At 50.2% G+C, this 13,092-nt stretch carries 9 protein-coding genes; 7 read left to right on the forward strand and 2 right to left on the reverse strand.

The window, feature by feature from the left end:
* Positions 1 to 2,355 (reverse strand): hypothetical protein, encoded by a 2,355-nt coding sequence (locus ACZ5ZZ_RS10470; RefSeq protein WP_464139264.1) that lies wholly within the window; start codon positions 2,353 to 2,355, stop codon positions 1 to 3.
* A complete protein-coding gene (locus ACZ5ZZ_RS10475) occupies positions 2,345 to 3,712 on the reverse strand; it encodes a hypothetical protein (protein ID WP_464139266.1) in 1,368 nt (455 codons plus the stop codon). Before ACZ5ZZ_RS10475 ends, ACZ5ZZ_RS10470 begins: the two co-directional genes overlap by 11 nt.
* Positions 3,713 to 3,835: 123 nt before the next feature.
* Here ACZ5ZZ_RS10475 and ACZ5ZZ_RS10480 point away from each other — a divergent pair, with 123 nt between their 5' ends.
* From ACZ5ZZ_RS10480 to ACZ5ZZ_RS10510, 7 genes are all read left to right on the forward strand, one after another.
* Entirely contained in the window at positions 3,836 to 4,882 is a 1,047-nt protein-coding gene (locus ACZ5ZZ_RS10480) for a glycosyltransferase family 9 protein (RefSeq protein ID WP_464139268.1), read from the forward strand.
* A complete protein-coding gene (locus tag ACZ5ZZ_RS10485; RefSeq protein ID WP_464139270.1) occupies positions 4,879 to 6,177 on the forward strand; it encodes a 3-deoxy-D-manno-octulosonic acid transferase in 1,299 nt (432 codons plus the stop codon). The genes ACZ5ZZ_RS10480 and ACZ5ZZ_RS10485 overlap by 4 nt, the downstream gene beginning before the upstream one ends.
* An 81-nt stretch (positions 6,178 to 6,258) precedes the next feature.
* Positions 6,259 to 7,587 (forward strand): chloride channel protein, encoded by a 1,329-nt coding sequence (locus ACZ5ZZ_RS10490; protein ID WP_464117167.1) that lies wholly within the window; start codon positions 6,259 to 6,261, stop codon positions 7,585 to 7,587.
* The gene (locus ACZ5ZZ_RS10495; RefSeq protein ID WP_464139272.1) at positions 7,584 to 7,958 is read left to right on the forward strand and encodes a hypothetical protein; all 375 of its coding nucleotides are present in this window, start codon (positions 7,584 to 7,586) and stop codon (positions 7,956 to 7,958) included. Before ACZ5ZZ_RS10490 ends, ACZ5ZZ_RS10495 begins: the two co-directional genes overlap by 4 nt.
* A 76-nt stretch (positions 7,959 to 8,034) precedes the next feature.
* On the forward strand, positions 8,035 to 8,505 hold the full coding sequence (locus ACZ5ZZ_RS10500; protein ID WP_464131018.1) for a hypothetical protein: 471 nt from the start codon (positions 8,035 to 8,037) through the stop codon (positions 8,503 to 8,505).
* 149 nt (positions 8,506 to 8,654) lie between these two features.
* A complete protein-coding gene (locus tag ACZ5ZZ_RS10505) occupies positions 8,655 to 9,788 on the forward strand; it encodes a hypothetical protein (protein WP_464139274.1) in 1,134 nt (377 codons plus the stop codon).
* Positions 9,775 to 13,077, forward strand: a complete 3,303-nt coding sequence (locus ACZ5ZZ_RS10510; protein WP_464139276.1) for a hypothetical protein — start codon at positions 9,775 to 9,777, stop codon at positions 13,075 to 13,077. Before ACZ5ZZ_RS10505 ends, ACZ5ZZ_RS10510 begins: the two co-directional genes overlap by 14 nt.
* The last annotated feature ends 15 nt before the right edge of the window (positions 13,078 to 13,092 follow it).

A 13,092-nucleotide genomic window follows, 5' to 3' on the forward strand; every position in this document is an offset into this window, starting at 1 on the left:
TTACTTTCCAACCTTGTTCAATTGATCCTTCAATGTGCCAAAAAGACGGGCGATTTCCATGCGCTGGGCATCGTCCAAACCCCAAAGCTTGCTGAACTGGAAGCCCAAAATGCCACCGGCTCCGGGGATTTCGCCATAGAACACCAAGTGCGCAAAGCCTTCTTTGATCAGGAACTCAAATGACGTTGGACTGACCTTTTTAAAGAAGGACATGAATCTTGGTGCCGAAGAATAGACCTCGTCCAGGGATAGCCCCTGATTGTGGTCGGCATCATAAATCACCATCACGGTTTCAATATAATGCAGGATCGTGACCATCGTGCGCACGTTGGCAGTTTCAATCAATCCCGCCTTCTGCGTTGGACTTAAAGAGGCCGCAAGTAGATACCCAAAGAACTCATTCCATTGAGCGTCGTTCAGGCGCTGCACATAGTTCACCATGCCTGGCAAATTATTGAAATACACGCTCATATGCTTGCGCAGCTGCGCCTTGAAACAAGCCTCTTTCATGTAAGCAAAGCCAAAGACATCCTGTTCCGCCACCGTACAGCGCGCCAGCTCCATATGTTTGGAAACCGCGTTGGACGTGGAAAGGCCGGCAGAGAACAAGATACTGACGAACTCAAAAGTTTCCTTCTGATCCATGCCCTCATCGCCGTTACCGCTGAATGTGAAGAAGTTGGCTTCAAGGAAGCTGCGTGAACCGGAATTGGCCGAGCGCGGGTCGAAGGCCTTTAACAACAGTCCCACTTCCTGGAAGTCCTCATACCACTGCACCAGTCCCTTTTCGTTCATCGTCGCCTGACTCAGTCGACCCGACACACGATCCCCATAGCCCAAAAGCAGCATACGAGATAACGCCCTCATCAGGTTGAATTTAGTGAGGGCTTTCCAGTTTTGTTTCGTATCACCCGCGGCGATGACCATGCGACCGTCGGCATTAAAGCTGACCATGCGAGGATTCTTCAGCAGGTCGCCAAAATCCTGCCACGAGTTCTGTAAGGCCTTCTGCTCGAACACATCCTGGGTCAGTCCTTTTTCAATGACCGTGGTCTTGTCAAATTTTTCATAAGACTGAATCAGCTGTTTTTGCGTGACGCCCCCGCCGGTTTGCTTGAATGGCAGGAAGTCGATAAAGCTTTGATGCAAACGCCAGATATTTAGCTCGCGCTGCACGCTGAGCAGATGTTTTTTCTCTAATCCCAAAAGTCCCCGGGAATCCTGCGGGCGGGCCGGATCCAGGATCTTCATCAAGACCACTTTGTAGGTTTTGGTGATCGCCTTGAAGTAGTCTTCCATACGGGCCTGGGCCTGGACTTCGTCCAACGCGGCATCCACAGGCACAAGGGATGGCAGCATCTGACGAATCAGAGTGTCAATATCCTCCACCGGAATACGGCCTGAAGACTTCATCTGGTGAGAGTTCATCAGCAGATCCAACCCTTGCGTGATAAACTGACTGGTCTGGCGCAGCTTCGCGGGATCATTAAACTCGAGGTCCCCGATGACATAATAGTATTTTAGCGCCAGCTCATACAGATCCAACAACGTGTCCAGACTTTCGCTCCACTGATAAAGCCCGGCGAAGTTGGCCCGTTTTCCCATCAAAACGACCTTCACGGATTCCACCATCGGAACCCACCTGCTGTACTTCTGATATGGAGCAAAGGGTTCTTGTCCGCGGATGAATTCGGCAAAACCGCTGAGGGCCCGTTTGGCGTCCTCGAAGCTGTAATCTGACTTTGCCACCTGAGTTTTTTCCAGCAGACGCTGCAGGGATTTTCGCAACTGACCAATGGCAGCGGAAATTTGCTCCCACTCGGTCTTCTTTTCCTGATTCTGATCCAACAGGACTTTCACATGCGGGGAAAGCGCTATGGATTCATCGCGCAGCAACTGAAGAATCTCTACCAGACGAACGATTTCGTCTTTGGTGATATGACCGACAGAACCACCCAGAAGAGCCTTTTTGATCTTCATTAATTCGGCGGCAAATTCTGGCGTCACGTTGTTCTTTTTCAGGAAGTACTTCCCGAAGAACTTACGCATCTCCTCGACTGTATAGGCATCCTGCAGGGAGCCAAAGGTTTTCTTATTAAAGTACGTCAAAGCCTCGGTCATACAGTCAAAGCCCTCTGTAATTTCAGAAGACTTGGCCTCGCCGATAGAGAATTTTTCAAGATGAGATGGAATCTCCTGCAAGCAGGCAAAACGCTTGTCGGAAAACTCGATAACCTCGGGTTCGACTTTTTTGCCATTCAGGAACTCACTGCATCCCACAGTTCCGGCGGTGATTGAAACCGCCAACAAAGAGCCTAAGATCTTACGCCATGGCAGGAGAGCTTTAGAAGACATACGCTGCTCCCAACATCAAACGATCGTTATTCACAAACTGCGCAACTTCATTTTGATTATTCTTGTCGGCTGGCTCCGCTTTGACCAACTGGGCCTCGCCAATAAAGGACCACAAGCCGGACAAACGGAATCTGGCGCTGACCCGGATCAGATCAAATTTGTTTTTCTCAGAATGCGTGTAGCTGAGTTTTGTGATCAGACGTTTGGTTTTACGGAAACTAAAGTTCCCCATAACCGACACCTGCGTGGCCTCTTGATAAGGATAACGGGTCATCAGGGCGGCCCGATTGTCGCTGGCAAGCTCCCCTTCTTCCTTCACCTGACCACCGAAAATATCCAGGTGTTGCACCGCCACACCGAAGGCTCCCGTGGCCCACTCAATAAACGGACTGACCAAAACGGCATCTTCAAAGACCGGATGAGTCCACTTTTCCTCGAAGATGTCATCTTTGCTTGGCTTGTCGTAAAGACCACTGACACCAAAGCGGAAGCGTTCGTATTTATAGCTAATATCCCCTCCGACCAGGGAATGATAGAAGACCTGCGGCTGCAGATTCACAGCGCCTTTAAGCTCTGCCACATTCAGATTTCCTTCATAGCCAATGGCCAGTTGGTTGGCAGGTTTATAGGTGTACGCCAGTTGTCCACGCAGACTTTGTGGGTCACCAAAGGACAGCTTCAGGCCGAAAGAGTTTTGCAAAACAACCTGGCTTTCGCTGGGCTTTTCAAACTTATAGTCAATGGCAGTGGCCTCTTGCCAAATGCGGATACTTTCCGGGGGACGACGGAACCACGGGTTGCCTTTCACGAAAGTGCCGTCCTCAATTTCAAAGCTGGGGCCCTGATCCGGGATATAAAGCGGAGACGCAAATAGAACCAGAGTATAATATGGTTTATCCACCTGCCAGAACAGTCCGGTCAAACCCTGATTTTCCGCATTCAGCGGGTTCCATTTAAAAAGAGGCTCCCACACACCCAGGTCCCAGCGCGAGTCGAGCTCATTCCAGAGCATTTTCTTGCGCCCCAGATAGAACGTTTCGGTCTCGCTTTGGCGGCTTTGCACATAGAACTCAGAGATATTCAGATAATTTAAAAGCGGCGCCCCGATGGCGACTCCCCCGGACACGTCCATTTTAAGGCTGTCCTCAGAAAAAGGATCTGTCTTTATTTGAGCACCCACAAACTGATAGTTTGTCTTTTCAGCCGACTCAAAAGTGGGACTGATAAAGGAATCTGAGAATAAACGCATCTCGGTCTGCACCTGAGCCGATGCAAACAGCGGAGTCAAAAGCAGTGCTAATGAACCTAATAAAGATGCTAAATAGGCCCCCAAAACGGGGACTTGTTTGAAAGCCATGGGCCTCCTGTCCTAGGACTTTTACTTCAATGCCCATGCCCGGCCAGATCGCCTATATGCGGAATCCTCTTAAAAGCTTTTAAACAAGTGACCTTTTTCGGCGCCTTTGCTAATCTTAACCCCATGTTATTACGGGACCCTAAAAATGCTAAATTTTTAATCATTCGCTTTTCCAGCTTCGGAGACGTCGTTCAAACCCTGAGCGTTCCTTCGGCTATCAAAGCATCTTTCCCGGAAGCCAAAATTCACTGGATCACCCGTAAAGATATGGCCCCGTTGCTTAAGAATCATCCCAACATTGATAAGATCTGGGAATTCGACCGTAAGGCTGGGCTCAAAGGCTTAATTCGCCTGTGCCTGCAAATGCGCCGCGAGGGCTTCACCCATATCTATGATGCCCACAACAACATGCGTTCGCGCGTGATCACGTGGATTCTTCGCCCGCTGGGAGTTTTAGGCGTCGGACCCAAATTCATTCGTCGCTCGATTCGCCGCTGGAAAAGATTTTTGCTCTTCAAATTCCGCATCAACACTTTTGAAATGCCCTTCTCCGGGCAGCGCGATTTGCTGGAGCCTTTGCAGTCATGGGGCATTTCAAAAGTTTCACCGGCAGCACCTCAGATTTTCCCCAGCGAAGAAAGTCACAAAAAAGCCCAGGAGGTCCTGGGGCCCTATGCCGACTGTGTCGCACTGGCCCCCTCTGCCGCTTTCTTCCTGAAACGCTGGCCGAAAGAATACTGGAAAGAGTTGATTCTTTTAAATCCCGATCAGCGTTTCGTTTTACTGGGAGGCCCCGAGGATTCCTTTATCGAGGACATCCGCGATGTCGCGCCGGAAAGAGTTCTGAATCTGGCGGGCAAGTGTTCTTTGCAAGTCAGCTCCAGCGTGGTGGCATTGTCACGAATGTTGATCAGCAACGACACGGGTCTTTTGCACGTGGCAGAACAGCTGGGGCAAAGAACCATTGCTTTGATGGGACCTGCGCCATTTGGCTTCCCGTCCCGCGGCAGCACGAAAGTTCTGGAGATTGAATTAAAATGCCGTCCTTGCAGCAAACACGGCCAGGGGCCTTGCGTGAACAAGGAAAAGTACCATCAGTGCCTGGTCGACATCACGCCAGAACAAGTCACTCGTGAAATGAAGCTGCTTCTGAGGACTTCGCACCGATGAACACTTTGATCTTTTTGTTTTATAAGTATGTCATTGTCCCATTGGCGTTCATGCTGCTGCAACTAACCCGCCCTTTTTTAAAGGGCAAGCTGCGGGAAATGATCGAAGACAAAAACACAGGCTTTTATCGCATCAAGATCAAAGGCAGCGAAGTGGAACTGGCGGCCGCCCGCCCCATCTGGATTCACGCAGCTAGCGGAGAAATCGAATACGCCCGGCCCGTCATTCGCGAACTAAAAAAACAATATCCTTATCTTCCCATCATGGTGACTTATTCATCCCCTTCCGCAAAGAAGATTCTGGAAAGTCTTCATGATGTGGATCTATGGTGTGCCCTTCCCTGGGACATTGATTTTCTGATGAAGAGATTCATCAGAAAGTGGAACCCGCGTGTGTTGCTGTTCTCTCGCACCGATGTGTGGCCGGTGCTTGTGGAAGTCGCAAAAAAAGAGCGCCTGCCTGCGGCTTTGTTCTCGGCCACCTTTGCTGACAATTCGTCCCGCCTGAAAGGGATCACGCGCTATCTGACCAGATACTCTCTGAACCACTTGCATGAGATCCACTGCGTTTCCGCCGAAGACATTCAGAATCTGGATGCCTTAAAGCTGCAGGTTCCCCTGAAGGTCAGCGGCGACACACGTTTTGATCAGGTCTTTCACCGCCTGGAAAATCCCAAAGCGCTGAAAAGCAGCCTTATGCCCAGCCCGGAAGATTTTGTTTTTATTGCAGGCTCTACCTGGCCCGAAGATGAACTGGTGTTGCTGCCGGCGCTGGAAAAGTTGCAAGGCATGTACCTGCGCACGATTCTGGCCCCGCATGAAACCACGGCCAGCCACTTGGAGCATTTGGAAAATCAGATTCGCGCTTTGGGCATGAAATCCGTGCGCTATTCACAAGTCGAAACCTGGAATGCCGGAGATATTCTCATCATCGATCAGGTCGGCATTCTGGCCGAGCTGTACACCTGGGCGGATATTGCTTTCATCGGGGGCTCGTTCAAAAAACAGGTGCACAGCGTGATGGAGGCTCTGGCGGCGGGACTCCCGGTGATGGTGGGCCCTTTTCATCGCAACAATCGCGAGGCCCTTTTCTATCAGAAAAAAACATATTCTTCGGGTATGGTCGTGCAAGTGGTCCACACCTCGGCCGATGTCGCCGTTCTTTTGCAAAGAATGAAAAAGCAACAAGATCAGTCTCCGCACATTAAAGAGGAAATCCGCGCCGAAATTGGAAAGAATCGCCATTCCACTCAAAGAGTGTTGTCTTCTATCGAAAAGGTTCTGAGTGAAAATTGACGCATCGTTTCGATGCGTAGCCACATGCGTTGACGGCATCTCGAACTAGGAACATTTATGGGTCTTTGCATAGGAGCCCATGTGTCTTCTCGGGAACTCAATCGCCGCCGCCGTGTTTTTCTTATTTGCACGTTAAGTTGTGCAGTCGCGATCGTCAGTGTGGGCGTGGCCCACCTGCTTTTGCTTGGAATCAACTTCTGCACCAATCTTTTTTACTTCCAAACTTTTTCACTGCACGAAAGTTCTCCGGCTGAAAACAATCTGGGCCTGCTGGCCATTATAATTCCTGCCATCGGAGGGCTGATCGTCGGAGCCATGGCGAAGTTTGGCTCTTCCAGCATTCGCGGCCATGGCATCCCCGAAGCGATGGAAAATATTCTTCAAAAAGAAAGCCGCATCCCTCGTCGTATCACCTTCTTAAAGCCCTTTTCTTCTGCCATCGCCATTGGCTCTGGAGGTCCGTTTGGTGCTGAAGGCCCGATCATTGCCACTGGGGGCGCCCTGGGATCATGGCTAGGACAAGTGGTGCCCGTCAGTCCTTACGAACGAAAGATCATTCTGGCGTCCGGCGCTGCTGCTGGTATGACTGCAATTTTCGGCACCCCTTTGGCTGCCGTGCTGCTGGCCATTGAACTGCTGCTATTTGAATATCGTCCCAAATCCTTTGTGCCTGTGGCTTTGGCAACGGTGGTGGCTGCGACTCTGCGTTCTGTTTTTAGCGAAAAGGCCGCCTTCTTTGTCATGCCCTCACTGGTGACGCCCGACCTGCAAAGTTTGCTTGCATATCTGGTCTTTGGGGCCTTGGTCGGAGCTCTGTCCGTGATTGTGACAAAGTCCGTTTACTGGGTCGAGGATCTATTTGAACATATACCTGTGCACTGGATGTGGTGGCCAGCCTTGGGAGGCCTGGCCGTCGGCATGATTGGAATGATAGAACCATGCGCCTTGGGCGTGGGCTATGACAACATCACTTCCAGTCTGGCGGGAACCTTGACTGTCAGTGCGGCCTTCAGCATTTTTATATGGAAGTTTTTAGCGTGGTCTTTAGCTTTAGGCAGCGGCACCTCCGGTGGAACTCTTGCTCCGATCCTGACCTTGGGATCTGCGTTTGGCTTTCTGGTGGGAACTTTCCTGGCCACCTACTTCCCTGCGCTGCACACTGACACCAGCACCATGGCACTGATTGGGATGGCCGCCTTGTTTGCAGGTTCGTCACGTGCGCTTCTGGCCTCGGTGATATTTGCTTTGGAAGGAACAAAACAACCCGTGGGACTTGTTCCGCTGCTGGGTTGCTGTTCCATCGCGTATCTTATATCCCTGAGCACAATGAAGAACACAATCATGACCGAAAAAATTGTCCGTCGTGGTTTGAAAGTTCCCCACGAATACTACGGAGGCATCCCTTCATGAGCACAATAAAAATCCAAGCCATCGCCAACAGCAACTTTGATAAAATCGAATACGGACATGCGGAGATACGACGTTTTTCCCGTACTGAAATTTTGCAGAAGTCCCTGAAGCAACTGGTGCTTTTCTGGGGACTGGCGGTGATCAGTGTTCTTTTGCCCGTCGTGCACTTCGTGCTGGTTCCGCTGTTCTTTGTCATGGGAGCCTATCTAGCCCTTCAAGCCAGAAAGCAAAAACAAGAGATAATCTCTGGCACCGTAAACTGCCCCCAGTGCCAACAACCTGTGACTATCAATAAATCCGCCTTTTTGGAGGAGCACACTGAAATCTGTCAGCATTGCGCCTCTGTGGTGAAAATCTCTGCCGTAATTTGACACCTCTTTGGAAAATTATTTCCTTGCGAAACTTTCACGGGAGGCATCCATAAGGCATCTGTTATGGTCTTCCCCTATGCAGAAACTATTCTTCCTTCTAGTTCTTGGTTTTTCCAGTCTGGCGCATGCCCAGGACCCTTTGTGCTATCAGAAGGAGAAAAACCCTCTCACCCGCCAGGCTTTCCAAAGCGCTGAAGAATACACGTCTGTTCGCGAAGACTGGGCACAACGCAATCCCGGCACGGGAAATCCTTTTTCCCTTATCAAGGCTTACAAAATCTACAAAAATGAGAAAAACAAAGCCGAACGCATGGGCACGGACAAACTGGCTCATTGCTATATGGGCTGTCGCATTTCTCAGGAAACCAGTTTTGCCACGGCCGACTATGTCGGCTGGTTGAAAGAAGATCGGGACATCACCGATTGTAATATCAAAACTCACTTTGACGAAGACGACTACGAAGCCACTCGACGTGGAGCCCAGTACGGAGAATCTCAAAGAGACACACAAGGGTGTGAACAGGCCTGCAAACAGGTCTATCGCTAGGCTTTCCCTCGTAAAATGAAGAAACCTCGCAGGTGACAATTGAGGGCACACTGTCGAAGGCCTTTTTATTAAGTCTTATATCTTTGAAATGGTCCAACCAAAACCGCGCACGGAACTTGAAATGATAGTGCGTAGGTAATGGGGTTGGCATGAGAAGAACTGCGATTTCAACACTTTGTCTCACTTTGATACTGACTGCGCAAACATGGGCGCAAGGTCAGATCAGCACTGTATTGCCTGAGACAAAAGAGCAAAGCCGCTTCTCTGCGGAATGGCGACTGCGCCTGCAAGGCTCTGACATCCATGACGATCGCAGTCAGGCCAAACTTGTGGATATTCGCACAGATATCAAAGCCAAGTACCTTCTGCATCGCTCTCTGCAATTGGACATTCAACCTTCACTGCGCCTGCAGTCCGGTCAGACTCAGTCTGTGGATGGCGCTGACAAAGCTGAAAACAAGATCCTTTTGAATCAGGCGGCCGCTCATTATCTGCCTTTCTCGTTCCTGCGCATGTCGGCTGGCGCATTGAATCAGCGCCATATGCACACCGACATTCTGGTCGACAGCATCGCATTCCCGGCAGCACGTCTGGAGGGACTGATGAAACTCGGCAACACCAAAACGACTTTGGGTATGGAAACAGCCATTCCCACGTCCACATCCTTAAGCACCAACACCAAGGACCTTGAAGCCACACCTTCCCTGAACACGGCTTCTGTGAAGTTCCAGTGGCAAGCCGCACGCAATCTGTACTGGAAGGCGTCTGCAGGCTATTTCATCTACAACAATCTTCCTTCCGCTGTGGCACAGAAATCCAACCTGCTGGGGAATGAAGTGGAAAAGATCTCTGAGGCTCAATACACCTTTAGGTACAAATATGAAGGTATCGAGGCCTCTGCAGAGCTGGAGTTCCCGGTGTTCAGTCTTTTGGATATCAAAACCGGTGTGGAGTACCTGCAAAATCAAAAAGCCCCTTCGGATCAGAACACAGCCACTCGTTATTTCCTGGCGGGTGAAATTCACTTCAGCAAAGACATGGATCTGGTGGTGGAAGGCAGTTACTTCTCAATTGCACCTGAAGCGGCCGTGGCCTACTTCAACGCTTCCAGCTTTGAAACCAACCGTGTCGGTTATTCTGCCGAAAGCTATCTGGCGTTTAAAAAAGAAGGCTTCAATTTCGGCGTGAAGTACACAGACGCTGAAGTGATGTATCAACGGGAACCTCAATCGCGTGAAAAGACTTTGATGATTAAGCTGGAGACATCCTATGCAAATCTCTAAGACCACCCTACTAAAAGCTCTTTTTGGTCTTTCAGCCCTCTCTTTGGCAGGTTGCAACCTGCCAACACCACAGCAGAAAGAAAGTCTTGGCACCAGTGCGGCGACATTCACGGCGCAACCCATGGCGGACAAATCCAAAGCTTTGGAGGTGTCTGTGAATGGAAACTTTGCATTGCCAAATTCCAAAGTCTTCAACCTTCAGGCCTGCATCAAAGATGTGGCTTTCGATAAAATCGTGGCCGGCCACACCTTCCTGGTTGAAGAAGTGCAAAAGCAAGTCACCACTGACAAAGCCGGCTGCCTGACCTGGGCCGAGCGCGTGAACTTCAACTTCCTGGCTGATTCCCAGTACATCCGCATTGAAAGAACCATCAAGGGCACTGGCATGCACCGAGGCACTCAGAAAGTGGCCTTCGCAATCAATCCGTGGTCCCATGGGGAAAATCTGACTCCGGTCCTCAATCCGGATGATGGCAACAACATTCCCCGCCTGGTGGATAATCAGGAACAAGGCAAAATGGCTTTAAAAGGCCTGTCCCATGATGGCAGCACAGAAGCCCGCCGCCCTCTGTGGGTGGAAGATGGCCGTTTGTTCGTGACCGAGCAAAAGATGACCACTGATGGAGTCACTTTGGTTGTGGAAATGCGCCCGAATGTTTCCATCCAGATGACGAAAATGAATGGCGAAATGTTCCTGCGTCCTTTGACTGCAGGAACATTCAAAGCCAAAATGCAGTTGATCCATATCTATCAACACGACAACAAGGAAGTGCGCCGCCTGATGACGGTGTCTGAGGCACAGGACGTGAAGATGGAAAACGGTTCTTTGGCGATCAAAGCACCCATGCACCTTCCCGCATTGCCAACACGCGGTCAAATCATGCTGGGCCTGAATCTGGAACCGACCCAAGCTCCGCAGGGACTGATGTCCTTTGAAGGCCTGTATTTCCTAGGCGAATACGACCAGATCAAAGGGGCTTCGTTCCTTAAAATCAACACCATCGTGGCTCAGACGAAAGACTTCAAGCTTTCTCAATACGTCAATGCCCAGATGAATGAGGTTTCACAAGTCAATAAAGGTGGCACCATGGATCAGGACACCTATCAGAAGCCAAAGATCGAAGTGTCCCAGATGGAGTTCCGTTATATCCGCGTGGGTAAGGAGACAACCTCGACTCGTGAAATTTTCTATAACATCCGTGCCTGCGTCAGAAACGGTCTGGACCAGAAAAACACCCGTGCGCACACTTTCAAAATCACCAAGTTCCGTCAGTCTGAATCAGAGGAAGCCCGCACTGTGACTTTGAAAACTGACAACAATTCCTGCCTGAACTGGGATGAAAGCATCACGTTTAACTACTTCGATTGCCAGCACTACCTCAAAGGCCATGTCCAGATTGAAAACGCTGACCTGGGCATGAACGAAAAATTGGATCTGATCGTCAATCCTTGGGAGGCCTCCAGCGCCGTGGCCCGTGACATGCGCTATGTCGACACAAGCGAAAAACTGGTCCTGAGCTGTTCTCAGGAAAGCCGTCCGCGCTCTCAGGTGATGCTGGACAGCTATTCTTACAACACGCTTTCTTACAAGTACTCCATCGACAACGAACTGAATCTGACAGTTACCAAAAAGGTTCAGTTCAAAATGGATCCACGTTTGTTGATCTACTCAAGCCTTTCCAACGGTCGCTCAGAAACTCAGCGTCTGCGTGACGGGGTTTACCTGATGAAAATCGCCATCGTGCAAAACCGCGACTATGACCAACAGAACACTTACGTGGCTTCTGCAGACCGTTTTGTCAATGTGATGAACGGCCTGATCAACACGGATGTCACATTCCAGACCCAGGACCTTAAATCCCTGGGGAACCGCAATAACATTCTGGTGGAAATCCATCCCGTGGACGAAAGCAAAGTGATCGTGGATAAAGAAGAAATCCGCCTGAAGGATGCCTCCCAGTCGGTGGACTCTGCAATCGACACGGCTTCCACTTTGGAAAATCCGACCTATATCGGCCCGATCACTTTGAACATTGACGAATCCACTCGTCCTTTAAGAATTATGGATGCGTCTGCAATCAGCTCCTTCCTTTTGAAAGGTCAGGGCGAAAACAACACGTCTCAGAAAAATATCATTACTCGTATCGTAGCGGATGGTTTGAAAGTCAAAGCGGCCATCAGACAAAAAATCCAGGCTCGTGCCCAGAAAGAAGTCTTCGCCAAAGAAAACAATCTGAACCTGATCAACTTAAATCAGGTCGATGCCTCCCGCCCTCTGTTAAAGGCGTTGGGTATCACTTCCAATATCACTGAGCGCCTGCAAATCACCAAAGCCGATCTGCAGGGGCTGATGGCCACAGGCACACTGTCCCCGGCCACAGCAGAAAAACTTTGCGCTTTCTGGTCTACCGACTACATGGGTAAAGCCATGTTCCAAAGCAAGGGCGGCGCCGTGAACGATCATACTAAAACCGCCTTCGGCATGGATTGCATGGGCATGACTCGCAAGAACCCATCCAAATTCTTCCACGTGGAAAAACAAATGATCACCAAAGAAGTCGGCGGCATGCAGTACCTCAAAGGTCTGAATCAGGGGCTTTCCGTAGGTACAAGCTTCTCGCTGAGCGCTTCGACATCCAACTACTCCAGCCGTTCCACGAGCATTACGGCCAAAGTGGGTCTGTCTAAAAAATTCCTGGACCTGATCTCTCTGGGCGTGGATCTGGGATACACCATGCAATGGGGTGTCTCTGAAAATAAGACGACCGGCAACTCCATTTCCGTCAATGGTTCTACATCCATGACTGTGCAGCAGAACATCTTCAAGGTGCGCGTGAACAAGCATGAACAGTGCGTGGTGATCCGTATGAATCCGACATTATTCATCAAAGACAGCAAATCCTGGTTTGGTCGCCGTGACTATGTCAACGTTCTGAATCACCGTCTGACAGATGAAGAAAAAGGTCAGGCCGTCACTCGTGGCATCATGTTGTGTGAAGGTGTTGTCAATAACAAGCCTGTGGATATCACCGAAAACTACTACCTGATTGCGCAGGAAACAGGTTCCAGCCAAATGCAGGATTCCGGCGATGCTCGTAACAGAAACTTCTTCCTGGCTTTGCGCTCAACTCAGGACTTCAACCGCTTTGTTCTGGCCATGAAGGGCAGCTTCGGCATACCAACGGGTTCTGAAAAGGAAGAAGATCCTCAAGCCCAGGCCACCAAGATGATGGAACAACTGTTCCAGATGCCAGCCCCCTCTTATCCAGGCATGCACCTGATGAGATAAAAAAAAGCCCACCGA

This window comes from Bdellovibrio sp. HM001, from assembly GCF_055397275.1.

Excerpts from the sequence above, each read along its gene's own strand:
- ACZ5ZZ_RS10470 (WP_464139264.1), bottom strand. The coding sequence starts at position 2,355 with ATGTCTTCTAAAGCTCTCCTGCCATGGCGTAAGATCTTAGGCTCTTTG.
- ACZ5ZZ_RS10475 (WP_464139266.1), bottom strand. The coding sequence starts at position 3,712 with ATGGCTTTCAAACAAGTCCCCGTTTTGGGGGCCTATTTAGCATCTTTA.
- ACZ5ZZ_RS10480 (WP_464139268.1), top strand. The coding sequence starts at position 3,836 with ATGTTATTACGGGACCCTAAAAATGCTAAATTTTTAATCATTCGCTTT.
- ACZ5ZZ_RS10485 (WP_464139270.1), top strand. The coding sequence starts at position 4,879 with ATGAACACTTTGATCTTTTTGTTTTATAAGTATGTCATTGTCCCATTG.
- ACZ5ZZ_RS10495 (WP_464139272.1), top strand. The coding sequence starts at position 7,584 with ATGAGCACAATAAAAATCCAAGCCATCGCCAACAGCAACTTTGATAAA.
- ACZ5ZZ_RS10500 (WP_464131018.1), top strand. The coding sequence starts at position 8,035 with ATGCAGAAACTATTCTTCCTTCTAGTTCTTGGTTTTTCCAGTCTGGCG.
- ACZ5ZZ_RS10505 (WP_464139274.1), top strand. The coding sequence starts at position 8,655 with ATGAGAAGAACTGCGATTTCAACACTTTGTCTCACTTTGATACTGACT.
- ACZ5ZZ_RS10510 (WP_464139276.1), top strand. The coding sequence starts at position 9,775 with ATGCAAATCTCTAAGACCACCCTACTAAAAGCTCTTTTTGGTCTTTCA.